The following is a 23,706-nucleotide window of genomic DNA, read 5'->3' on the forward strand; positions in this document are numbered from 1 at the left end:
GACCGCCGCGGTCATCGGCGTGCTCCGATCCGGGTACCGGCGAATTGTCCCGCCCGCACCCGCAACCGCTCCAGCGCGGTCCGCGCCAGCCGCAGATCGCCGATGGCCACATCCAGCGGTGAGACCAGCAGCGGGCACTCCCGGGCCAGCCGGTGATGGAAACGCAGCGTCTCGCTCAACTTGCTCACTGTCGAGGTGCGCGCGCACAGGTTGAACGACGAAGCGCGCCAGGCCGCCGCCACCTGGGGCATACCGAAGAACAACCCGAACTGACCCACCCGCGCGAACAGATCGACATCCATCGGGAACACCAGATCTCCGCGCAACCCGCCGACCCGGTCGAAATGTTCGCGCCGGAACATCGCCGCCGCGGTCGGCCCGAAATCGGCCGGACCCCGCCGCACGATGGTGCGGGCCAGCGTCCGGGAAGTGTGGACCCCGGCGAGACCCGGGAGACCCAGCCCGGTCTCCACCAGCTCGCCCTGTTCGTCGATCACCTGGAAACGGCTGGAGCTGATGGCGAACGCCGGATCGGCCATCACCTCGAGCTGTTCCGGCAGCGAACCGGGCAGCAGGATATCGTCGGCGCACACCACTTTCACCAGCTCGCCGGTGGAGAGCGCGATCGCGCGGTTCCAGTTGGCTCCGATGGCCAGCGTGGTGGCGTTGCGTTCCACTCGTATCCGGGGGTCGTCGAAGGATCTGGCGATCGCACCGGTGGCATCGGTGCTCGCGTTGTCGAGCACCACCAGTTCGAAGTCGGCGTCCTGACTCAGAATCGAACGCAGTGTCTGTTCGAGCGTCCGCGCGGCCTCGAAGGCCGGGACACAGACCGACACGCTGACCACTGGTGATCCTTTCGATGAAATGGCGGGATACGCCGAGGGTCCCGGCGTATTCGAGGAAGAACTGTTATCGCTCCGCCGACGACCGGAGATATCCGATCGCCGGCACGTGGGGATTGGCGAAGTGGCCGGGGTGCGAAGGAGCAGTGGTCCGCACGCCCGGCAGATCGGCGAGCTCTACCGGATGGGCCGCTCCCGGATGTGGTGCGCGGGTTCGTCCACGAACCAGCGCCCGGCCAGCTCGGGAAAGCGACCGGAAACCTCGGCGTGCAGGTCCGGTACGGTCAGCAGCACCCGATCCGGCCGGGCGGCGAGCAGTTCCGCCGGGCTGATGATCGGGATATCCGTTCCGGGCATCCGTCGGCCCTGTTTGGCCGGTGCGGCGTCGGCGACACCCGCCAGCAGGTCGCGCCGCAACCGGGCGCGGCAGAACAATGCCACCGCCCGCGAGGCAGCCCCGTAGGCGTATACACGTTCGCCCCGCGCGGCCGCCGATTCCAGTGTCGCCCGCAGGTTCTCGATGTGCCGGTCCGCCGCCTGCTGTAGTCCGGCCGCGGCGTCCGGATGGTCCGTCCCGGCTTCTCGGTCCAGTACCCGCCGCACCGAATCATCGGATGCGCTCGAGCCGTGTACCGCCGCGAGCAGCACCGTGCCGCCGTACAGGTCGAAATCCCAGGCGTGTACCGCCGACATCCCGGCGGCCGAGAGCATCTCGCACAGCACTCGCGAGGAGTAGTACGCGAAATGTCCGTGCCGTAGCGCGTTCCACTGGCGCCGCGCCACGATCGTGTGTAGCGGGTGATATTGCAGGAGCAGCACACCGCCGGGTGCGATGGCCGCCACTCGTCCGGTGAGGGCCGCGGCCTGGTCCCGTTCGTGCATGAGGCCGAAGGAATCCAGCACCACATCGGCGGGCTGCGCGGTCGCCGCGAAACCCCGCCCGGACAGCAGATCCAGCCAGCTGCCGCCGTGCGGGCTGGCGAATTCGCGCACCGTACTTCCCCGCAGCAGCCCGGCGCCGGATACCCGCTGCACCGCGTCGGCGGCCTGTTCACGCAGCGCCTGTGGCTCCACTCCGCGTGGTTCGGCGGTGACCGTATCGTCGGACGCCAGCTGGGCCAGACCGCAGTCGCGGCACACCACCATCGCCAGTGGATGCGCGGCTTCGCCGGGTGCGGGACCTGTCCCGGCCGGGGGGAAATGGTCCGCGGGCGGCATCGCACCGAGATCCAGTACTGTCACCAGCCGGTCGCCACGGCAGGCCCGGCACCCCGGCGGATCGGCGGTGGGGGCGTCGAGCAATGCCGCTCGCCCGCCGCGTGCCGTCCCGGCCCCGCTCATGGCACCATCACCCGGTGCGAATCGAACAGGCGGAACTCGCCGATGTGCTGATCCTGGTGCCCGAACCGTTCCACGATGCCCGCGGCCTGTTCACCCGCACCTTCGACACCGAGATCTTCGACGCCCGCCTCGGTCCGGGCGCCGCCGCCGCGTTCGCGCAGGATTCGCAATCGCGCTCGGCGCGCGGTGTGATCCGCGGGATGCACGGGCGCGGTGGTCGCGGTGAGGCAAAACTGGTGCGCTGCGCGCACGGCGCGGTGCACGATATCCTCGTCGATATCCGGCCCGGGTCGCCCACTTTCGGGCGCAGCCAGGCGTTCCTGCTCGACGATATCGAATTCCGCCATCTCTATGTACCGGCGGGCTTCCTGCACGGTTTCCAGGCGCTCACCGAGATCGCCGATGTCTGCTACCGCATCGACCGCCCGCACGATCCGGCCGAGGATCTCGCCGTCGCCTACGACGATCCCGACCTCGCGTTGGCCTGGCCGCGGGAGGTCACGCTGGTCTCCGCGCGCGACCGGGCCGCGGGCAGCTGGCGGACACTGCTGGAAACACATCTCACACACCGGCCCTGACCCGCCGCAGTGTCGCGTCGACCGCACCCGATTCACCCAGCTGCCGCAGCCGTGCCAGGCGGACGAACCGTCCCGTGAAGTCCGCCGCGGTCAATCCACCGGCGGTGTACTCGGCGTACAGCTGTGCCGCCCCCGCGGCGACGGTCCAGCGTGCTTCGAAATCCAGTTCTCGCCGCGCCGCGCCGAAATCGACCCGGTAGGACCGCGGATCGGCGCCGGACTCCCCGGTGATCAGTACCTCGGAACCGGGTACCGCCTCCGCCACCGCCTGGGCGATCTCGGCGACCGTGCGGTTGTTGCTCTCGGTACCGATGTTGTAGGCGCGCGAGTGGATCGCGGTGACCGGGGCCTCCAGGCATACCGCGAACGCCTCGGCGATATCCGCCGCGTGTACCAGCGGCCGCCACGGGGTGCCGTCGGACAGTACCTTCACGACACCGTCGAGGACGGCGTGGCCGACCAGGTTGTTGAGCACGATATCGGCCCGCAGCCGCGGTGAGTATCCGAACGCGGTGGCGTTGCGCAGGAACACGGGAGCGAAATCGGCATCGGCCAGCTCCGCCAGATCGTCCTCTACGCGTACCTTGCTCTCGGCGTACGGGGTCAGCGGTCGCAGCGGTGCGTTCTCGTCGACGAGGTCGTCACCGGCCGCGCCGTAGACCGAGCAGGTGGAGGCGTACAGGAACCGGCTCGTTCCCGCTTCCTTGGCCAGGCGCGCCAGCCGCACCGAGGCGTGATGGTTGATATCGTGGGTGATCTCGGGGACCAGGGCTCCCAGCGGATCGTTGGACAGTGCCGCCAGATGCACCACCGCGTCGAATCCGCTGAGCTGCCCGATCGTCACATCCCGCAGGTCCACGGCCAATCTCGGTGGGTCCTGCGGTTCGGCACCCAGGACACAGTCGGCGAACAGACCCGAATCCAACCCGACCACCTCGTGGCCCCGGGCCCGCAGTACCGGCACCATGACGGTGCCGAGGTATCCCTGATGACCGGTGACGAGAACCCGCACCGCTACACACCTCCCAGTTCGAGGACGGCCTTGGTCAGTTCGAATCCCTCGGCGTATCCGGTATGGCATTGCACGCCGCGGATCCGTGCCAAGCCCAGGAACGCCGCATCGTCGAACCAGTCGCGATGGGACTGCGAGGGATAGCATTCGGCCAGCAGCCGGGCCTTCGCCGCGGCGTGCTCCGGTGTCACCGGATGCAGCACAACAGGCCGCGGGGTATCGGTCTCCCATTTGAGGATCTCGTAGCCGAGCACCAGATGATCACGGAACTCGGTGGTCGCGAGTTCGGCCAGCAGCCGGTGATCCTGATGGGCGTCGCCGCGCTGCGGGGCGAAGACGATATCGGGTTCGGTGCCGCGCCGGAATTCGGCGAGGGCGGTTTTCACTTGATCCCAGTGCGCGGGCGCACGTCCGTCCGGGATGTCCAGCACCGTCAGCGCCAGTTCGGCGCCCGCGCAGAACTGTTCGAGCGCGGCACGTTCTTCCCCTTCCCGGGCGGTGCCGCCGCCGGAGAGCACCAGTGCCCGGACCCGCAGTGCCGGCCGGTGCCGGGTCAGGGTGAGCAGGGTAGCGCCCATCCCGATGGCGATATCGTCGCAGTGCGCGCCGAGTAGCGCGACCTCGGTGAGCCGCGCGGGAGCGAGAGTGATCACGAAGCCGCTCGCTCCCAGACCATCCACGGGCGGTCGCCCCGGTGATATCCGGCGTCGAGCTCCGCACGTTCCTTGAACGTATCGGCGGGTTTCCAGAACCCGTCGTGCTGGTATCCGTACAGCCGGCCGCGCGCGGCCAGGGCCCCGCAGCTGTCCTCGACCAGATCGCCGCCTTCGGGCAGATGATCGAAGATCTCCTGGGTGAGTACGAAATAGCCGCCGTTCTCCCAGATCGGGAGCTTGCCGACCGCGGTGATCTGTTTGACCTCACCACTGGGCAGCACGTCCACGCAGTGGAAGGACGACTGCGGCGGCACGATCATCATCGACGCCGCGGCGCCCGAGGCGGTGAACCGGTCGATCATCCGGTCGAGCGGTGCGTCGGTGAGCACATCGGAATAGTTGGCCAGGAACATATCGTCGCCCCGGAGATGGGGGCGCACCCGGCGCAGCCTTTCGCCGATGGCCGATTCCAGACCGGTATCGACGAAGGTGATCGTCCAGTCGGCGATATCGGAGTGCAGTAGTTCGACCCGGCCGTCCCGGATGACGAAATCGTTGGACATCGTCTCCTGGTAGTTCAGGAAGAAGTTCTTGATGTGGTGGGCACCGTAGCCGAGGCAGAGAATGAATTCGGTATGCCCGAAATGCGCGTAGTAGCGCATCACATGCCAGATCAGCGGACGCGGGCCCACCATCTGCATCGGTTTGGGCGGACTGTCGCTCTCACCACTGCGCATCCGCATTCCGTAGCCACCGCAGAACAACACGACCTTCATCGCGCGGCGACCTCCACCGGATGCGGGGTGACCACCCGGACGGTCGGCAGCGGGAATACCAGCCGGCCACCCCAGTCACCGATATGACGGAGTTGTTCCGTGAGTTCGGATTCCAGATTCCACGGCAGTACGAGCACGAAATCCGGCCGGTCGATATCGATCCGCTCCGGCGGATGGATCGGAATCCGGGTGCCCGGGGTGTATCGGCCGTGCTTGTACGGGTTGCGATCCACCGTGTATTCGAGCAGGTCGGGGCGGATACCGCAGTAGTTCAGCAGCGTATTGCCCTTACCCGGTGCCCCGTAGCCGACCACCCGCCGCCGGGCGGCCTTCTGGTCGAGCAGGAAGCGCAGCAGATCCTGGCGCACCCGCCCGGCCTGTTCACGTAGCGATCGGTAGCCCGATACCGAATGCAGGCCGGCATCCGCTTCGCAGGCCAGCAGTTCCGCCACCCGGGGGGTCGGGGTGGCCACGGCCTCGGGGCGCGCCCAGATACGCAGCGATCCGCCGTGGGTCGTCAGGGTTTCCACATCCGCCACCGCCAGGCCGGCCGTGGCGAGCGCCCGCTGCGCGGAGGCGAGGGTGTAGTACTGGAAGTGCTCGTGGTAGATCGTGTCGAACTGGCCGTACTGCACGAGGTCGCGCGCGTAGTGCACCTCGATCGAGATCCACCCGTCGTCGGCGACCAGTGTCCGCAGGGCGCGGGTGAAACCGCGCAGGTCGGGGATATGGGCATATACATTGTTCGCGACCACCAGATCGGCGGCGCCGTGCTCGGCGCGGACCCGCCGGGCCGATTCCTCGGTCAGGAATTCGGTCAGTGTCGGCACTCCGGCCGCCCGCGCGGCGGCGCCGACGTTCGCCGAGGGTTCGATACCGAGGCAGGGGATTCCGGCCGCCACCACATGGCGCAGCAGGTATCCGTCGTTGCTCGCGACCTCCACCACGAACGAATCCGGACCCAGCCCCAGGCGGGTGCCGGCCGCCGCGGTGAACTCCCGTGCGTGCCGGACCCAGGTGTCGGAATACGAGGAGAAATAGGCGTATTCGGTGAACGTCTCCTCCGGTGTGATGAGCGCCGGGATCTGCAGCAGCAGACAATCCGCGCAGATCCGGAGATGGAGCGGATAGGTGGATTCCGGCAGGTTTAGCTGATCCTCGGAGAGGAAACTCTCGCAAGGAGGTGTCGATCCCAGATCGACGACACTGGTCAGCCGGGACGACTCACACAAACGACAATGCACTCGGGCTCCACTCGAACGGTCACGTACATCGGCGGCGCCCCGCAGCCCCGAGAAGTAGCTTCTCTGTGCCGATCGACCGAAAAAATAGCACCAATCCGGCGCATCTGCGACACGGTCCGCGAAGACTTCTGCGCGGAAGTGACCTACGGCATATGTTCAGCAAACCCCGTAACGATTGACCCTCGTATGACGATGGCGGCCAATCGAAAAGGGCGATTCCACCGTATTCGGCGAGGGTCGGGAAGTGCGTCCGGCTATCGCTCCCATTCCAGCACTTGTGCGCGGCGGCATTGGGGGCAATACTTCTGCAACAAGATCGGCCGGCCGTCGTATTTTCGAGGTCGGTCTTCCTGGAAAAAGCGTGTGATCTGCTGTCGCGGACGACAGTCGAGGGCACGGTCGTTCGAAGTTCAAGCGGGTAAGTTTCATGGTTCTGGATCTCCGTGCGGTCGGAGGCGCTGTCGATCTGCACCTGCCGAATCCCGGTGACCGGGACTCATGGCGGGCCGGATATGTCCGCCGGATCGCCCGCACCGATATCGCCGTGGTCACTGTGGCGGCGCTGTGCGCGCAACTGTTCAGCATCGCCGTCGAGTCCCCCCTCGGCTGGGAACTCGAATCGCGAACCACCGTGTTCACGCTCGGTATCGCCCTCGGATGGTCGATTCTGCTGGGCTGGAACGGATCCCGGTCCCCGCACACCGTCGGTACCGGCAGTACCGAATATCGCCGCCTGATCTCGGCGACCCTCCAGTTGTTCGGAACGGTCGCGATCGTCTCGCTGATCCTGCGCGTCGATATCGCGCACGACCACCTCGTGGTCGCGCTACCGCTGGGTCTGCTGGGTCTGCTGACGACCCGCGCGCTGTGGCGCGGGCACGCGGTACGGCACCGCGCGCTCGGGCGCTATCGCCGCTCCGTGCTGGTCGTCGGCAGCCCCGACGCGGTCCGGGCCATCGCGGCGGCTCTCTCCGAACAGGAGATGCACGGCTATCACGTCGTCGGAGCCTGCACACCCACCGGTGACGCGCTCGCCGAGCCCGCCGCCCTACGCGCCGGACCACGCGATATCCCGATCGTCGGCAACGACCGCTCCGTTCGCAGTGCAGTGCGGCGCACCGGCGCCGATACGGTCGTGGTGATGGCCACCGACCGGCTGGGCCCCCGCGATATCCGCCGCCTCGCCTGGGATCTGGACGCATTCGGCACCGAACTCATCGTCGCGCCCGGCATCATGGATATCTCCGGAACCCGGATGTCGAACCAGATACTGGCCGGAATCCCGATGCTGCATATCGAACGCCCGCAATACGACCGGGCGCTCTCGTCCGGTAAGGCCGTATTCGATCTCTGCTTCGCCGTCCTGGTCCTGATCGCCATCGCGCCGCTACTGCTCGGGCTGGCGGCCGCGGTGAAATTCACCAGCGCCGGACCCGTCTTCTATCTGTCCGAGCGCATCGGAATGGACGGAAAACCCTTCCGGATGATCAAGTTCCGCAGTATGTACATGCGGGCCGACCGGGAAGCCGCCTCGCTGATCAGTGCGAACGGTGGCCGAGCGCTGTTCTTCAAGTTGAAGGACGATCCGCGAGTGACTCCGGTGGGCCGATTCCTGCGCAGATACAGCCTCGACGAACTCCCGCAGTTCTTCAATGTGCTGTTCCGCGATATGAGCGTCGTCGGCCCGCGCCCGCAGGTGCGCCGTGAGGTCCACTCCTACGACGGTGTGATGCGCCGCCGGCTGCTGGTGCGTCCCGGGATCACCGGCCTGTGGCAGGTGAGTGGTCGCTCGGACCTTTCGCCGGAGGAATCGGTCGAACTCGATATCTCCTATGTGGAGAACTGGTCGATGCTGTTGGACCTGCGGATCATCGCCCGTACCCTACGGGCGGTCGCCGGCGGCGCCGGAGCCTACTGACCACGCCGCGGGTGCGGGCGATCGATCAGAGCAGAGCCAGCGCGAGACTCACGAAAGCCATGAAGAACACCCAGGCGATCAGTAGTGCGCGCGTGGACCCCGGACGTTCGAACCGGCGTGCCCGCAGTGCGCCGGCTCGAAGACCCTGCTGTGTCGTGGCGACGGTGCTCACGGTCCACCTCCTCGAAAGAGTTTGTGTACCTGTCGCTTACCGGCTTCCCGAATTTCGCCCGATCAATCCACCGGATCGATTCCGGCACCGTGATCGAAACCACGGGACAACCGAGTAGCCGCCGTTCTGTACCGAAGCCGACAGTCCGGAGGCCGGGACCGCCGAATCTGTGGCGGGTGCGGGGATCCGGACCCGAGGGAGGTCCGCATCAGCACGGCTACCGCATCTACCGAGGTCCAGATGCCGATTCGCCGATGTCCGTTCCGGAACGGCTCCGATCACGACCCCGCCGATTCGAGCGACAGCCCGAGCGCGGTGTACAGCCAGTTCTCGGTCGCCCCGGTGGTGTGCGGGGTGCCGAGGGCACGGGCGGTCAACGCCCAGTATCGAGTGACCGCGGGGTGGTCCACCGCGGCGGTGGCCAGCCGGCGGCGGAACGCCGCAGAGTCACGAGCTCCGCGGGCCGACGCGTGCGCGGCGACGAAAAGGTCGAGTTCCGGCCCGGGTTCCGGATCGTCACCACGGGTCATCCGCTGCGCGGCCTGTGTGTGGGCGGCCGCCAGGTCGACGACCAGTGCGCGCTCGTCGCGTACCGATCCTCGATCGCACAACCACAGTCTGCGTGATACCTCGTGCGCGACCTCGGGTGTCCGGGCCAGTTCGGCCAGTTCGGCGATCACGAGAATATGACCGGCCGTGGGCGTCGCCGGGACCGTGGGGATATCCATCGCCACGAAATCGTCGAACAATCCGGCCGGCATCGCCCCCAGGATCCGGCGCCAGAAGGTGACGAGTACATCCCGCGCCACGCCACGCTCGGCGACCCCGGCGAGTAGTGCCAGCACCGCCGGCCGCTCCTCGTCGGAGACGTTCTCCAGCGCGCGGAGCACCGCGTACCGCCACGACAGTGCGTCGAGCTCGGCCTCCACCGTCACGCGCTCGCGGGCGACAGCGTCTCGGGCGGTGCCCTCGTCGTCCAGTACCTCGGCGATGGCGGACAGTCCGAGGCCGACAGCCCGCAACCGCCGGATCTGGGTCAGCCGGGCGAGCGTGTCCGTCGTGAAGATCCGGTGGCCGCCGCTGGAGCGGTGCGTCACCAGAATGCCTTCGTCGCAGTAGAACCGGATAGTTCGCACGGGAAGGCCGGTGCGCCGCGACGCCTCGCCGATCCCCACTGCGCTGCGGAGATCTGTGATGTGGATCACTTCTGCTGGAACCTCCACCCGGGTGGAGCTCCTACGGTACCGGAAGCGATCCAGCACAGGAGGTACAGAAGTTGGGGACCGATATCGTGGCCGACGAACTCGTCTGGGCGGCCGTCGCCGCCGAACGCGCGAGCCTGGCCGATCTACTGGACGATCTGTCCGCGGAGCAATGGGACCGCGACTCGTGGTGCGCGGGCTGGCGCATCCGCGATGTCGTGGGCCATATCCTGCTCACTTCGACTGCCGGGGTCGGTCAGGTGTTGTGGGAACTGCTGCGGGCGCGCGGCAACCTCGACCGGATGAGTTTCACGACCGCCGTCCGATACGCCGGCCGCAGATCGCCCGAAACCCTGGTCGCCGAACTACGTGCCGTCGTCGAGTCGCGGCACGCCCCGGTCGGCACCACCGCTCTGGACCGTTTGATGGATCTGCTGGTGCACGGACAGGACATCGCGGTTCCGCTCGGCCTGCGGCGGGCGATGCCGGTGGACCCGGCGCGCTGGGCCGTCGAACGAGTCTGGCGGATGGGCCGGCCCTTCCAGGCCCAGCGGGCGCTGGCCGGCCACCGCCTGGTCGCGACCGATACGGAGTGGTCGGCCGGGTCCGGCCCGGTCCTGGCGGCGCCGATCGCGGAATTGCTGCTGGTGGTCACCGGACGGGTGTCGGTGGAGTCGGCGGGGCGCGCGGGATCGTCCTGATCGGCGGCGTGGGCGGGTATGCCGAATGCGGTCCACCGGGCCGGACGCGCGGCGTACGCTTCGCATCTGATCGACCCGAGATGTGGAGCCCGCCATGGCCAGTAGTTCGCACCCGATATCTCGAGGAATGACCGCCGGCGATCAGCTGGCGCGCCATGCCCGCACGATTCCCGATACCGCCGCCCTGCGCTTCGCGGGCACCGCGCGTAGCTACCGGGAACTGGACGAGCGGGTCTCCCGGCTGGCCGACGCCCTGCGAGCGCGCGGCGTCGGCCCGGGGGAGCGGGTCGCCGTTCTCGGCCCGAATTCGATGGAGGTCGTGGAGACCTTCCTGGCCACCAATCGTCTGGGCGCGATCGGGGTCCCGATCAATTTCCGGTCGGTGGCCGGGGAGATCGCCTACCTGCTGGCGGACTCCGGGGCGACGGCGGCGATCGTCGACACGGGTTTCGCGGCCGTGCTGGCCGAGGCGGGCCGCGAAATCCCCGCGCTGCGAACAGTTCTCGTGATCGGCGGCGGTGACGGGGAGTACGGTGAGGACTACGAGACGGCGCTGCGTGCCGCGGATCCGGCGTACGCGGCCACGCCCGTGGACGATCGCGAACCCGCCTACATCATGTACACCTCGGGCACCACCGGCCGGCCCAAAGGCGCGGTACTCACCCACGACAACCTGTTGCTGCACGCCTTCAGCGTGGCCGTGCACCAGGGTGTATCCGGCGACGACCGGGTCGCGTTGAACGGCGCGCCACTCTTCCACATCGCGGGTCTGTCGAGCTATCTGATGTGCCTGCTGCCCGGCGGAACGTTCGTGATCACCCCCTCCGGCGGTTTCGATCCGGTCGCCTCGGTCGAGTTGCTCGCCCGCGAGCGCGTATCCAGCTGTTTCTTCGTACCGGCCCAGTGGCAGGCGATCTGCGCGCTGCCGGATATCGCGGACTACGATCTGTCCGCGCTCCGGCAGATCTCCTGGGGCGCGGCACCGGCGTCGACGACCCTGTTGCGCACAATGATCGACACCTTCCCCCAGGCCGCGGTGTCCACCGCGTTCGGCCAGACCGAGTGCTGTCCGGTCACCTGCACGCTGCGCGGTGTGGACGCCCTCCGTAAAATCGGCTCGGTCGGCACCCCGATCCTGAATGTCGAGGTCAGGATTGTCGACGACGAGATGAACGATGTCACGCCGGGAACCGTCGGTGAAATCGTATACCGGGGACCGACGGTGATGCGGGAGTACTGGAACAAACCGGAGGCGACGGCGGAGGCCTTCGCGGGTGGCTGGTTCCATTCCGGGGATCTGGTCCGGCAGGACGAGGACGGGTATCTGTACGTCGTCGACCGCAAGAAGGACATGATCATCTCCGGTGGCGAGAACATCTACTGTGCCGAAGTGGAGAATGTGCTGGCCGGGCATCCCGGAGTCGCCGATATCGCGGTGATCGGGCAACCACATCCCACCTGGGGCGAGACACCGCTGGCTGTGATCGTGCCGGCCGATCCGGCCGATCCACCCACGGCCGCGGGGATCGAGGCATTCGCCCGGACGCGGCTGGCGGCGTACAAATGCCCCAGGTCGGCGGTGGTGGTTGCCGAACTGCCGCGTAATGCCAGCGGAAAAGTACTCAAAACCGAGCTCCGGGAGAAGTATTCGGCTCCCACCGCGGGGGTCTGACCGGTCGGATTCCGCTCGGCTCGTCTCGCTGGTGATCCGGGGCGTTCCCGGCTGTGGAAATGCCTTGCGGTGCCGACGGCGACCCGTTAGCGTCGGCGCCGATCCGTGCGCAGTCGATGAGGAGGTCGATGAATATGGTCCGCCCAGGCCTGTTTCCGCCTGCCCTCATCCGGTGCGCGCACGGCTGATCAGCGCGTCCGGATCCCTTTCATGATCTGGAGTTGTCGTGTCGATCTCGAATACCACCGACCCGTTCGATATCCGCACCCCGCGACTGGTGCTCCGCGTCTGGACACCGGATGATCTCGCCGCCGTGCGAGCCGGGACCCGGCAGCCGTGCTGGACCGGGGATTTCCCGGCCGACGGTGACCGGGAAATAGCCGAAGCTCTCGCCGAGCACCCCGAATGGCTGGATCGATTCGGCCATCGCCTCGTACTGGAACACGCCGATGGTTCGGTGGTCGGATCCATCGGCCTGTTCTGGCCGCCGAGTGCCGGTGTCGTCGAACTCGGCTACGGCATCGTGCCGTCGCGCCGCGGCCGTGGGTACGCAACCGAGGCGACCGCGGCGCTGGCCGGGTACGCGTTCACCGCGCCGGGAGTCCATACCGTCGCCGCGTCGGTGGACCCGGCGAATCCGGCCTCGGTCCGGGTGCTGGAGAAAGCGGGATTCGCCCGCGACCAGAGCACCGCCGAGCGAGCGGAATTCCGGATGATCCGGCCCGCGTGACGGCTACTGCCGCGGCGCGATCTCCGGACCGCGCCGCGGCGGTTGTTCATTCGAGCGTGGTCCGAAGGACCCGCCGGATCAGGTCGTCGATATCCGCGCCGGGGGCCGCCAGCGTAAGGGCACCGGTGGTGGACAGCACCGCGATACCGTGCACGCCGGCCGACAGCGCCGTCGCGGTGGTGAGTGGATCGGGATCCGCGGCGGTGGTGCGCACCCGCCCGACCAGCCGATCGAACAGCGGTGTGGACACCGAACGCAGACCGGCGCCGGATCCGTCGAGTAGATCGTGGCGGAAGATCAGGGTGAACATCGCCGGTCGAGCCCACGCGAATTCGATATAGGCCCTGGCCCATCCGGCGATATCGGTGCCGGCGGCCGCGGTCAGCGCCCCGGCCGGATCGCGCGACCCCACCTCGGCGACCGCGCCGAGCAACGATTTGTGCGTCGGGAACCAGCGGCGGGGGCGACGGATGGGCTGATGCGGGCCATCGCCGCGCGTACCGGTCGGCAAGATATCGACCGGTACGCGAATCGGCGCCGGCGCCGGAACCACGACCTCGCGGCCTGACTCCGTACGGCGGGCCGAAGCTGGTCGCCGGGTGACGCCGCGCGCGGGCGTGACGACCACCCGGCCGGGCCACCGGCCGTCGACGCGGAGCTGCGCACGCGTCGGCGATCCGCAACGATTGCGCGGGAGCGGACCTCAGCCCGCTTCGCCTCCACCGGAATGCGGAGCTGCGGGCGTGTCGGTGTCCAGGAGGTGGCGACGCATCAGTTTGCCGGTCGCGTTGCGCGGGAGTTCGTCGAGGAAGACGATATCGCGGGGTACCTTGTGGCGCGCCAGGTTCGCCTTCACATAGGCCCGGATATCGTCGTCGCCCAGGGTGATCCCCGCCGCCGGGACGACGAAAGCCCGCAACCGGGTGCCGAAATCGCGGTCGGGGACGCCCACCACCGCCGCTTCCGCGATATCGGGCCGTTCGACGAGCAGATTCTCCACCTCCAGCGGGAAGACGTTCTCGCCGCCGGAGACGATCATGTCGTCGTCGCGGCCGTCGATGAACAGCCGGCCCTCGGCATCGAAATGCCCCACGTCCCCGCTGGACAGCAGGCCGTCGACGATCTCCTTGTTCCGGCCGTCGGTGTAGCCGCCGAAGCTCAGCCCGCTGGATACGAAGATCGTGCCCACAGTTCCGGGTTCGGTGATCCGATTGCGTTGTTCGTCGTAGAGCGCCACCCGGCAGCCGACCGGTGGCCGGCCGACGGTGCCGGGGGCATCCCGCATATCCTGCGGTGTCGCCACCGCCGCCACGGCGACCTCGGTCGAGGCATAGAGGTTGTAGAGCACATCGCCGAAAGCCTCGGCCGTGCGCCGGCCGAGATCCGGGGAGACCGGGGAGCCGGCCGAGAAGACGACCCGCAGTGCCGATGTGTCGTACCGGGCGAGCACTTCGGGTCCGAGGTCGATGATGCGCTGCAACATCGTCGGTACGACGACCAGGCTCGCGGCGCGATGCGCGGCGATATCGGCCAGTGTGGCCCGGGGGTCGAACCTGCCCGGCCGGAACACGATCTTGTTGCCGAGTGCCCAGCCCAGGGTGAACTGGGAGAGTCCGGTCCCGTGGAAGATGGGCGCGGCCATCACCATCGTATCGTCGCGCGGGATGGGGATCCGATCCAGGAACTGCGCCGATTGCAGAGGCGAAACCTTGTCGCGCGGAGCTCCTTTGGGTGTGCCGGTGGTACCGCTGGTGAGGATCACGGTGCTGCCGGGCTGTGGGGGCGGCGCCAATTTCGTGGTGGAATGTGCCGCGATGAGCGCGTCGATCGTGGCGGCTACGCCGTCGTCGGAGGTGCCCCAGGTGAGGAATCGCGGGGTGGTCGCCGGGATCGCGTCGAGCAGACCGGTGAACTCCGCGTCGAGCAGGAGTGCGCCGACATTCTCGCGCCGGGCGACATCGGCGAGCTGCGGTCCGGCGAAACCGGTGTTCATCAGTACGACGCGAGCGCCCAGCTTGCCGGCGGCCAGCAGGGTCAGCACCATTCCGCGATGGTCGCGGCACAGTGCCGCCACTACGGATCCGGCACCGATCCCGTGCGCGGCGAGCCCGCGGGCCAACGCGTTCGACTGCTCGTCGAGCTGATCGAAGGTGAGCGCGCCGCGTTCGTCGATAATCGCGTCGGCCGCGCCGTCGCGGCGGGTCGCATGCCGGAGCACGGTGACGAAAGGTCCGTGGACCCGTGCGTCCCGGATCGTTCGGATCAGTTCGTCGGGACGTTTCGGATCCAGCATCCCGCGCCGGCGCAGGACGCCCACCGCCGCCAGCGGTTCGGTCACCGAACGCAGCATCGCGCGGGGTGCGGGCAGATTCGTCGGCATGGGGCACCTCCAGAAGAGCGAACAGCGCTACCTCGGCGTGCGCGATCGTGCGACGCCTCGGTGGCCGATGGTCCGGTCAGGGTAGCTCACGAGAAGAATATAGGTTCACTTATTGGATTATTTTCTCACGTGTATGGCGTTGGAGCTCTGACATTTATGATTCACATCAGGGAGTGTCCTGCGTGAGAGAATGGAGTAATATTTCTATCAGTCTTGCATGGAGGTTCCAATGTCACGCCCAGTGTCACCGGCATCGAGCGCCGCCCTGCCCGCGGCAGCCGAACGCCGCAAGTACCTGGCGGGTCCCGCCGCCCTGCTCGGCGGTCCGGCCAATGTGGTGATGCAGCTGAGTCAGGCGCCGGTCGGCCGCGGCGTCGTGGAGAGCACCGTGGCCAGTGGCCGCTTCGATCTGCACCCGCGTAAACGCGGCCGGACCACGCTGACCTATCTCGCGGTGGCGATGCTGGGTACCGACGAGGAGCGCGCCGCATACCGTGCGGCGACGAACACCTCGCACCGCCAGGTCCGCTCCCGGCCGGGCAGTGCGGTGAAGTACAACGCGTTCGATCCGGAACTGCAGCTGTGGGTCGCCGCCTGTATCTATCGCGGTGTCGTCGACTCGCTCGAATATCTCTACGGCCGGCTCGACGACGACTACGCCGAGGAGCTGTATCGCGAATCGAGCAGATTCGGGACCACCCTGCAGGTGCGGCCGGAGATGTGGCCGGCCGACCGGGCCGCGTTCGCCGAATACTGGGCGGACAAGTCGGCGCAGATCTCGATCGACGACGAAGTGAAACGGTATCTGCTGGACCAGGTAGTCGATCTCGGGCCCTACGGTCGCATCGAGCGGACGCTGTTCCGGCCGGTGAACCGGTTCTTCACCACCGGTTTCCTGCCCCAGCGGTACCGGGACGAACTGGGGCTGGCCTGGGGGCCGTGGCGACAGCGCGCGTTCGTTGCGATCATGCGCGCGATCGGCACGGTGATGCGGCTGGGCCCCGAACGATGGCGGCTCTACCCGCTCGACAAACACCTGGCCGATATGCGGCGGCGCCGCGCGATGGGTAAACCCCTGGTCTGATCGCCGGCGCGAGCACGAAACCGGTTCCGGGGTCCCGGAACCGAATCGGCCGGTGCGCCCGACGCCGGTGGGGGCACCCGGGTGATCGGAGGGAGAACCGGGAGTGGTCACGGCTTCAGCTTAAGACGCATGCGGGCGCGGGCAGGGGACCGCCGGACGCGTCGCTGTGCCGTGCCCCGCGGCCTGAGCATTCGAAGAAACGAGTGTCCCGACCATCCCGCCGGCACTCCGGTGATCCGGGCGCGGTAGTTCCGGAGTCAGGCGAACCAGCCGCCCACCGACGGTGCCGTGTTGTGCCAGATGTGCTTGGTCTCCTGGTACTCGGCCAGCCCGCTCGGCCCGAGTTCGCGGCCGATACCGGAACGCCCGAAACCACCCCATTCGGCGGCGGGGGTGTAGGGGCCGAAATCGTTCAGCCAGACCGTGCCGTGCCGGAGTGCGCGCACCACGCGTTCGCCGCGGGCGGGGTCGCCGGTGCGGACGCCGGCGGCCAGACCGTAGGAGGTGTCGTTGCCGAGTGCCACGGCCTCGGCTTCGGTGGCGAACCGCTCGACGGTGAGGACCGGGCCGAAGGTCTCCTCCCGGACGATCCGCATCTCACGGCGGCAACGGTCCAGGATGGTCGGCAGGTAATAGCTGCCGACCGCCGCCCGGGTGTCCGCCGGCCGCTTTCCGCCGGTGACCAGGACAGCGCCTTCGGAAATGCCCTGCGCCACATGGTCTTCCACCCGGGCTCGGTGCTCGGGTGAGACCAGCGGGCCGGTCTGCGATGCGGGGTCGGTGCCCGGGCCCACCCGGATCCGTTCGGCGCGCCGGGCGAGTTCGGCGACGAAATCGTCGGCGATCGATTCGTGCACGATGAGCCGGGTACCGGCCGAGCACACCTGCCCCGAGTGCAGGAACGCACCGGTCAGCACGGCATCGATCGCGCTGTCGGGCTCCGCGTCGGCGAAGACGATATGGGGATTCTTACCGCCCAGTTCCAGGGCCACCCGAGTGATGTGCGCGGCGGCCCGGCCGGCGATCGCCGCCCCGGTGGCGGCGCCCCCGGTGAACGAGATCAGATCGACCTCCGGAGTATCGGTGAGTGCCGTCCCCACGGTCGGCCCGGTGCCCGGGACCAGATTCACCACACCCGGTGGCACTCCCGCCTGTTCGAGCAGGCGGACCAGGGCGATCGTGCTCAGCGGGGTGACCTCGCTGGGTTTGGCCACCACCGTGCACCCGGCCGCGAGCGCGGGGGCGATCTTCCACGACATCTGCAGGAGCGGATAGTTCCACGGTGCGATGAGTACGCAGACCCCCACCGGTTCCCGCACCACCCGGCTGATCACCGCCGGATCGCCGGTATCGACGATCCGGTCGGCCGCGGTGCCGATCAGCTGCGCGTAGTACCGGAACACCGCGATGACATCGTCGATATCGATATGGCTCTCGCGCAGCGTCTTGCCGGTGTCCAGGGTCTCGATCCGGGCGAGCGTATCGCGATGTTCGCCGAGTAGTTCGGCGGTGCGCACCAGCAATGCGGCGCGGGCCGCGGCCGGGGTGCCCGGCCACGGCCCGGCGGAGAACGCGGTACGGGCCGCGGCGACCGCCCGCGCAGCGTCGTGCCGACCCGCTTCGCCGACGACGATGAGCACCGTACCGTCGGCCGGATCGCGGATCTCCCGGCTCCCGCCCGCGACCGGCTCGACCCATTTCCCGTCGATACAGAGGTGGGGCGCGCGGAGTAGCGGCTCCTCGGCGAGGATCATCCCGATATCTCCCTCTCGTCCGGGTCCACCGGGTTCGCCGGTGGGCTGCGCCCCCGCAGCCCGCATTCTATGGTCCGCCGGTGGGCTGCACCGTTGCGGCTGGTGCGGTGGGTATCACCGAGCACGGACCGAGGCCGCTCCGAGCGGGCGGAACGGCCGATTCGCCGAGCGGTTGCCGTTACGATCCCGGTGACCGAAACCCTGGGCAGACCGGCCGGACTGTGGTTCCATCCGACAGAGCGTCCGGTTCGAGCGAAAGGCCCGGTTATGTCCATCGACACCCTCGACACCGTCACCCCTGTGCAGGTGACCAAGCTCGGGACCCATATCGGTGCGCGGATCGACGGAGTCCGGCTGGGCGGAGACCTCGACCCGGCGACTGTCGCCGGTATCCGGGCCGCGCTCGCCGCGCACAAAGTGATCTTCTTCCGCGGTCAGCACCACCTCACCGAGGACGGGCAGTACGAGTTCGCCGAACTGCTCGGCAGCCCCACGACCCCGCATCCCACGGTCCGATCGGCGGGGGAGAAGAGCCTGGCCATCGATTCGCGCCTCGGCCGGTCCAACAGCTGGCACACCGATGTCACGTTCGTCGATCGGGTTCCGAAAGCGTCCATCCTGCGCGCGGTCGTACTGCCCAGCTACGGCGGCTCGACTACCTGGGCCTCGACGGTCGCCGCCTACAACGGGCTGCCCGAACCGCTCAAGCGGCTGGCCGAGAGCCTGCGGGCGCGACACACCAATCTCTACGACTACGCCGCCACCGCCGAGGACAACCCCGACGAAGGCGCTACCGCCTACCGGCGCGAATTCGAATCGACCTATTTCGAAACCGAGCACCCGGTGGTGGAGGTCCATCCGGACACCGGTGAACGGGCGCTACTGCTGGGCGGTTTCGTGAAACAGTTCGTAGGTCTGTCGAACAGTGAATCGCAGGCGCTGTACCGGCTGTTCCAGGACCGCATCACCCGGTTGGAGAACACCACTCGCTGGAACTGGGAGCTCGGCGATGTCGCGATCTGGGACAACCGCGCCACCCAGCATTACGCGATCGACGACTACGACGGCAGCGAGCACCGGCGACTGACCCGGATCACCCTGGCCGGTGGTGTCCCGGTCGGGGTGGACGGTGCGCGGAGCACCGTTGTCGCCGGTGACGCCGACGGCTACTCGGCGGTGGATCAGTCGACCCGCGCGGCGTAGTCTCCGCGTGCCCGCCCCCAGGTCGTCGCGGAATGCCTGCCTCCCAGCGGTTTCGAATTCCCCGGGTTGGTTCGCGACCCGAACGGGCGGCGGTGGCCGGGCGGTCCGCGGGATATCCGCCGCGTTTCCGGACCATGCCTGTTCCCGCCGCGGTGCGCCGCGCCGGTACCGATATCGAACTCGTCGTGAGCGAAACTGTGGACGGCCGCACGCGGTATCGCATTCCCGCCGGTGGTGGCGGGGAACGCGCGCCGACGTGGCAGCTGGGCATATCGATCGCCGCGCGCCGTCCGGATTCGACCGGCCGGTTTCGATTAGTCTTTGACAGCTCGCGCGCTCGATGATCGCGTGCGGGCGGACGCCGAACATTTCCGGCCGACGATGGGAATCCCGTGAATCTGTGGAGCTATATCCGAGGGCGGGGGGAACTGCTCACATTCCTCACCTATCAGCATGCTTCCCTGGCATTCCAGACGGTTCTGGTCGGCACCGTCGTGGCCGTGCTCATCGCCGTCGCGGTCTACCGGCTGCCGCTGCTGTCCGCGCTGTCGCTGACCTCCAGCCGGGTCGCGCTGACGATCCCCTCACTGGCGCTGCTGGCACTGCTGCTGGTGCCGTTCGGGCTCGGTGTGGTGCCTTCGTTCATCATGCTGGCGTTCTTCGCGGCCCTGCCGGTGATCGGCAACGCGATCGTCGGCCTGCGTTCGGTCCCGGCGTCGGTCGTCGAATCCGCCAGGGGGATCGGCTTTTCGCGCACGCGCATTCTGCTGACCGTGGAACTACCCATCGCCTGGCCGGTGATCCTCACCGGGATCAGAGTGTCCACCCAGATGATCGTCGGTGTCGCGGCCATCGTCGCCTACGTCCTCGGGCCCGGCCTCGGGTCGCTGATCTTCAACGGGCTGTCCCGGCTCGGCGGCGCGAACGCGCTCGAGATGGCGCTCACCGGAACCATTCTCATCGTCGTCATCGCATTGGCGTTCGACGCGCTACTCGTCCTGCTCGGACGCGTCACGATCGCAGAGGGATTGACGTGATGCGATACTGCGGCACCTCCGCCTTCGCTACGGTCTCCGCGGGCCGCATGAGTCCTGCTCGGGGGAGGTTTCGCGCGATACCTTTCGCCTTCGCGGGCCGCATGTATCCGTTTCGGGAGAGCTCGGTGAGTCGTGATGTGACGAGCTGTGGGCCGGGTGGATTCGTTTCCGCGGAGGCTCTGTGAGCGGCGATGTGATCAGCTGTGGGCCGGATGGGCCCGCTTCGAAGGAGGCACTATGGCCGAGGACGTGACCATCCGCGAAGCCGCGGCGCCGAACGGCGAGCGTACGATCACCGGGGCGTCGATCACGCTGGACTCCGTAGTCAAACGGTTCAGGGGTCAGCAGAGACCGGCGGTGGAGCGGCTGGATCTGGAGATCCCCGCCGGCGAAATCGTCGCGTTCGTGGGCCCGTCCGGCTGCGGTAAGACCACCACACTGAAGATGATCAACCGGCTGATCGAACCCACCGAGGGCCGGATCTTCATCGACGGCCGCGATGTGACCAGGGAGGATTCCGACAAACTGCGGCAGTCGATCGGATACGTGATCCAATCCGGCGGGCTCTTCCCGCACTGGTCGGTCGCCAAGAACGTCGGCGCCATCCCGCGGGTTCTCGGCTGGGACAAGAAACGGATCGCCGAGCGCACCGAATACCTGCTCGATCTGGTCGGTCTCGATCCCGCCGTCTTCGCCGACCGGCTTCCGAAGGATATGTCCGGCGGTCAGCAGCAGCGGGTCGGCGTGGCCCGCGCCCTCGCGGCGGATCCGCCGGTGCTGCTGATGGACGAGCCGTTCGGCGCGGTCGACCCCATCACCCGGGCCCGCCTCCAGGACAGCCTGATCGCCATCCAGCACGAACTCGGCAAAACCATCGTGATCGTCACCCACGATTTCGAAGAGGCCACCAAACTCGGCGACAAGGTGCTCATCCTCTCCGAGGGCGGGCATGTGGAGCAGTACGCGCGCCCGGAGGACATTCTCACCGATCCGGCCACGCCGTTCGTGGAGGAATTCGTCGGATCCGGTGCGAAGCTCGCGTATCTGACCGTGTCCCGGGTTCGTGATGTCACCTCCGACAAAGTGGTCACCGCTCGGATCGGTGAATCCGCTCCGGCCGTGATCGAACGCGCGAAGGCCGCCGGGCACAGCTGGGTGGTGGTCGTGGACAGCGCCGGGCGGCCGCGATCCTGGCCGACACTGACCGAACTCGCGACCAAACCGGAGGTCTCCGACTTCCTCGATCGGCGGCTGCCGGTCGTCGCTCGGTCCTCGACACTCAACGACGCGCTCGACGCCATGCTCGCGACCAGCCAGGGGGCCGCGCTGGTGACCGACGGACGCGGGGCGGTGGTGGGATCCCTCAGTATCGATTCGGTCACCGAGGTGATCCGCGACAAGCTCGCCGACGCCCGCTCCGACGAGGAGGACCCGTCCTATGTGACCTACGTCGACGGTACCGACCCGGCACCGACCCCGGTCGTCGCCGCCGATGACGAACCCGGATCGGCCGGGCAGCCGTGAACCGCCTGCGCCGCCTGCCCATCGACGTGTGGTTCGAACCGCTCATCATCGCCGTCATCGGCGTCGGATATCTGCTGTGGTACCGGTCCACGACCTTCACCGAAACCGAAAGTGCCTCGCTGGGCTGGGCGAATCTGCAGAACACCATCCTCGAGCACATCAGGCTGACCGTCGTCGCCACGGTGATCGTCGTCGTGATAGCCATACCGCTGGGTATCGCGCTGACCCGGCCCGCGCTGAAGCGATTCGAACCGATCGCGGTCAATATCGCCAATATCGGCCAGGCCGCGCCCGCGGTCGGTCTCCTGGTCCTGTTCACCTTCTGGCTGGGTACCGGATTCCGGACCGCGATCGTCGGTCTCGTCGTCTACGCGATCCTGCCGATCCTGCAGAACACGATCGTCGGGTTGCGCCAGGTCGATCAGCGCACCATCGAGGCCTCCCGTGGGATCGGATACTCGGGGACCCGCACCCTGTTCCAGGTGGAGCTGCCGCTGGCGGTGCCGGTGATCCTCAACGGTGTGCGGACCGCCCTGGTCATCCTGGTCGGCACCGCGACGCTGAGCACCTTCATCGGTGCGACCAGCCTCGGCACGCTGATCACCACCGGCGTCACCCTGTTCCTGCCCAAACTGCTCATCTCCGGCGCGATCCTGGTCGGGCTGCTGGCATTGACCATCGACTGGCTGGGCCGACTCGTCGAACTGGCCGCGACCCCGCGAGGTGTGTCATGAGAACGGCGCCGGTACGGCTGGCCACCACGGTTTCGGTTCTGCTGGCGGCGATCTCGCTGCTCGCCGGATGTGGGCTGGTGAGTTCCTCGGGCACCTTCCACGCCGCGCAGTTACCGGACGGGAAGCAGCCGCTGGACGGTGCGAAACTCGTGGTGACGTCGAAGAGTTTCACCGAAGGCGTCCTACTGGGCAAGATCACCGCGACCTATCTGGCCGCCGCCGGCGCAGATGTCACCGACCTCACCGGTGCGCCGGGCTCGGCATCCTCGCGGCAGGCCCAGCTCAACGGTGACGCCGATATCCTGTGGGAGTACACGGGCACCGGCTGGGTCAACTATCACAATCAGACCGAGACGATCGCCGATCCCCAGGAACTCTGGCAGCGTGTCCACGATATCGAGAAACGCGACTACGACCTGGAATGGCTGCCTCCGGCCAACTTCAACGACACCTACGCCTTCGGCGCCTCGACGCCGACCGCCGACCGCCTGGGTGTGCGGTCGCTCTCCGATGTGGCGGCTCTGCCCGTCACCGATCGGACCTTCTGCGTCGACGACGAATTCTTCAGCCGCTCGGACGGCTTCATCCCGATGCTGCAGAAGTACGGGATCCCCTACAACGATCCCGGCGGTGTCCCGGCCGCGAATGTGACGCGGATGGATGCCGGGGTCGTCTACACGGCCACGGCCAAGAGCGCCCCCTGCAATTTCGGCATGATCTACACCACCGACGGCCGGGTGAAGAATCTGAACCTGGTCGTGCTCGAGGACGACAAGAAATTCTTCCTGCCCTACAGCGGCACCGCGGTCGTGCGCGGCGAGATCATCGATCGCTATCCGGAGCTGGCGCCGCTGATCGCGACGATCTCCGAACGTCTGACCGACGATCTCATGCAGGAGCTCAACGGGCGCGTCGATATCGACGGTGCGGATCCCGCCGATGTCGCCTACGACTGGCTGAAGAGCGAGAATCTCGTCGACTGAGGCCGTAGCGGGGCGCCTTCACAGACGCCACCGGTGATCTCGAACCCTGCCCGGCCGGGATCCGCTACGCCGGCGAGTGACGGTGGGCCCCGGCCGCGAGCGTTGCCGTGCCGGGTGCTCCACCGATGGATGCCGGAACGGCCCGACGTCGCTCCCGCCG

22 protein-coding genes are annotated in these 23,706 nt (G+C 67.8%); 11 read left to right on the forward strand and 11 right to left on the reverse strand.

Features of this window, described 5'->3' with window-relative positions:
- Nucleotides 1-11: 11 nt before the first annotated feature.
- The gene (locus tag ACWEWT_RS02495) at nt 12-848 is read right to left on the reverse strand and encodes a glycosyltransferase family 2 protein (RefSeq protein WP_452555391.1); all 837 of its coding nucleotides are present in this window, start codon (nt 846-848) and stop codon (nt 12-14) included.
- Between the two features lie 174 nt (nt 849-1,022).
- Nucleotides 1,023-2,063: a methyltransferase domain-containing protein gene (locus ACWEWT_RS02500; protein ID WP_452557643.1), complete on the reverse strand. Its 1,041-nt coding sequence runs from the start codon at nt 2,061-2,063 to the stop codon at nt 1,023-1,025.
- Between the two features lie 137 nt (nt 2,064-2,200).
- Between ACWEWT_RS02500 and ACWEWT_RS02505 the strand changes: the two genes are divergently transcribed.
- Nucleotides 2,201-2,764, forward strand: coding sequence for a dTDP-4-dehydrorhamnose 3,5-epimerase family protein (locus ACWEWT_RS02505; protein WP_452555393.1), 564 nt, complete (start codon nt 2,201-2,203; stop codon nt 2,762-2,764).
- Here the strand turns inward: ACWEWT_RS02505 and ACWEWT_RS02510 are convergent.
- Genes ACWEWT_RS02510 through ACWEWT_RS02525 form a run of 4 tightly spaced genes read right to left on the reverse strand, consistent with a single transcriptional unit; the run spans nt 2,748 to nt 6,452 of the window.
- Complete coding sequence (locus ACWEWT_RS02510) at nt 2,748-3,776, reverse strand: NAD-dependent epimerase/dehydratase family protein (protein WP_452555395.1); 1,029 nt, start codon at nt 3,774-3,776, stop codon at nt 2,748-2,750. The two genes, ACWEWT_RS02505 and ACWEWT_RS02510, sit on opposite strands and share 17 nt — an antisense overlap.
- Nucleotides 3,777-3,778: 2 nt before the next feature.
- Entirely contained in the window at nt 3,779-4,429 is a 651-nt protein-coding gene (locus ACWEWT_RS02515; RefSeq protein ID WP_452555397.1) for a PIG-L deacetylase family protein, read from the reverse strand.
- Nucleotides 4,426-5,208: a glucose-1-phosphate cytidylyltransferase gene (locus tag ACWEWT_RS02520; RefSeq protein WP_452555399.1), complete on the reverse strand. Its 783-nt coding sequence runs from the start codon at nt 5,206-5,208 to the stop codon at nt 4,426-4,428. Before ACWEWT_RS02520 ends, ACWEWT_RS02515 begins: the two co-directional genes overlap by 4 nt.
- Complete coding sequence (locus ACWEWT_RS02525) at nt 5,205-6,452, reverse strand: class I SAM-dependent methyltransferase (RefSeq protein ID WP_452555401.1); 1,248 nt, start codon at nt 6,450-6,452, stop codon at nt 5,205-5,207. Before ACWEWT_RS02525 ends, ACWEWT_RS02520 begins: the two co-directional genes overlap by 4 nt.
- A gap of 427 nt (nt 6,453-6,879) precedes the next feature.
- On the opposite strand from ACWEWT_RS02525, the gene ACWEWT_RS02530 reads away from it, so the two are divergent.
- Nucleotides 6,880-8,370, forward strand: a complete 1,491-nt coding sequence (locus tag ACWEWT_RS02530) for a sugar transferase (RefSeq protein ID WP_452555403.1) — start codon at nt 6,880-6,882, stop codon at nt 8,368-8,370.
- A 25-nt stretch (nt 8,371-8,395) separates the two neighbouring features.
- On the opposite strand, the gene ACWEWT_RS02535 is transcribed toward ACWEWT_RS02530, so the two are convergent.
- Together ACWEWT_RS02535 and ACWEWT_RS02540 are read right to left on the reverse strand one after the other, a co-directional pair.
- Entirely contained in the window at nt 8,396-8,542 is a 147-nt protein-coding gene (locus tag ACWEWT_RS02535; RefSeq protein ID WP_452555405.1) for a hypothetical protein, read from the reverse strand.
- A 278-nt stretch (nt 8,543-8,820) separates the two neighbouring features.
- Nucleotides 8,821-9,765, reverse strand: a complete 945-nt coding sequence (locus ACWEWT_RS02540) for a MerR family transcriptional regulator (protein WP_452555406.1) — start codon at nt 9,763-9,765, stop codon at nt 8,821-8,823.
- Between the two features lie 53 nt (nt 9,766-9,818).
- Between ACWEWT_RS02540 and ACWEWT_RS02545 the strand changes: the two genes are divergently transcribed.
- From ACWEWT_RS02545 to ACWEWT_RS02555, 3 genes are all read left to right on the forward strand, one after another.
- Complete coding sequence (locus ACWEWT_RS02545) at nt 9,819-10,445, forward strand: maleylpyruvate isomerase family mycothiol-dependent enzyme (RefSeq protein WP_452555409.1); 627 nt, start codon at nt 9,819-9,821, stop codon at nt 10,443-10,445.
- A gap of 94 nt (nt 10,446-10,539) precedes the next feature.
- A complete protein-coding gene (locus tag ACWEWT_RS02550; protein ID WP_452555411.1) occupies nt 10,540-12,117 on the forward strand; it encodes a long-chain-fatty-acid--CoA ligase in 1,578 nt (525 codons plus the stop codon).
- 226 nt (nt 12,118-12,343) lie between these two features.
- On the forward strand, nt 12,344-12,847 hold the full coding sequence (locus tag ACWEWT_RS02555) for a GNAT family N-acetyltransferase (protein WP_452555413.1): 504 nt from the start codon (nt 12,344-12,346) through the stop codon (nt 12,845-12,847).
- Between the two features lie 46 nt (nt 12,848-12,893).
- On the opposite strand, the gene ACWEWT_RS02560 is transcribed toward ACWEWT_RS02555, so the two are convergent.
- Both ACWEWT_RS02560 and ACWEWT_RS02565 read right to left on the reverse strand, forming a co-directional pair.
- Complete coding sequence (locus ACWEWT_RS02560) at nt 12,894-13,358, reverse strand: TetR-like C-terminal domain-containing protein (RefSeq protein WP_452555415.1); 465 nt, start codon at nt 13,356-13,358, stop codon at nt 12,894-12,896.
- A gap of 192 nt (nt 13,359-13,550) precedes the next feature.
- Nucleotides 13,551-15,227, reverse strand: a complete 1,677-nt coding sequence (locus tag ACWEWT_RS02565; RefSeq protein WP_452555417.1) for an acyl-CoA synthetase — start codon at nt 15,225-15,227, stop codon at nt 13,551-13,553.
- Between the two features lie 229 nt (nt 15,228-15,456).
- On the opposite strand from ACWEWT_RS02565, the gene ACWEWT_RS02570 reads away from it, so the two are divergent.
- Nucleotides 15,457-16,311 (forward strand): oxygenase MpaB family protein, encoded by an 855-nt coding sequence (locus tag ACWEWT_RS02570; protein WP_452555418.1) that lies wholly within the window; start codon nt 15,457-15,459, stop codon nt 16,309-16,311.
- 257 nt (nt 16,312-16,568) lie between these two features.
- Here the strand turns inward: ACWEWT_RS02570 and ACWEWT_RS02575 are convergent, their stop codons facing one another.
- Nucleotides 16,569-18,065 (reverse strand): aldehyde dehydrogenase family protein, encoded by a 1,497-nt coding sequence (locus ACWEWT_RS02575; RefSeq protein WP_452557644.1) that lies wholly within the window; start codon nt 18,063-18,065, stop codon nt 16,569-16,571.
- A 267-nt stretch (nt 18,066-18,332) separates the two neighbouring features.
- Between ACWEWT_RS02575 and ACWEWT_RS02580 the strand changes: the two genes are divergently transcribed.
- The 5 genes from ACWEWT_RS02580 (at nt 18,333) to ACWEWT_RS02600 (ending at nt 23,546) form a co-directional block, all read left to right on the forward strand.
- Entirely contained in the window at nt 18,333-19,268 is a 936-nt protein-coding gene (locus ACWEWT_RS02580) for a TauD/TfdA dioxygenase family protein (RefSeq protein ID WP_452555420.1), read from the forward strand.
- Between the two features lie 392 nt (nt 19,269-19,660).
- Entirely contained in the window at nt 19,661-20,305 is a 645-nt protein-coding gene (locus tag ACWEWT_RS02585) for an ABC transporter permease (protein WP_452555422.1), read from the forward strand.
- 237 nt (nt 20,306-20,542) lie between these two features.
- A complete protein-coding gene (locus tag ACWEWT_RS02590; RefSeq protein ID WP_452555424.1) occupies nt 20,543-21,829 on the forward strand; it encodes an ATP-binding cassette domain-containing protein in 1,287 nt (428 codons plus the stop codon).
- Complete coding sequence (locus ACWEWT_RS02595; RefSeq protein WP_452555426.1) at nt 21,826-22,563, forward strand: ABC transporter permease; 738 nt, start codon at nt 21,826-21,828, stop codon at nt 22,561-22,563. The genes ACWEWT_RS02590 and ACWEWT_RS02595 overlap by 4 nt, the downstream gene beginning before the upstream one ends.
- Nucleotides 22,560-23,546, forward strand: a complete 987-nt coding sequence (locus tag ACWEWT_RS02600; RefSeq protein ID WP_452555428.1) for a glycine betaine ABC transporter substrate-binding protein — start codon at nt 22,560-22,562, stop codon at nt 23,544-23,546. Before ACWEWT_RS02595 ends, ACWEWT_RS02600 begins: the two co-directional genes overlap by 4 nt.
- Nucleotides 23,547-23,706 lie beyond the last annotated feature (160 nt).

The sequence above is a fragment of the Nocardia sp. NPDC003963 genome (assembly GCF_053605105.1).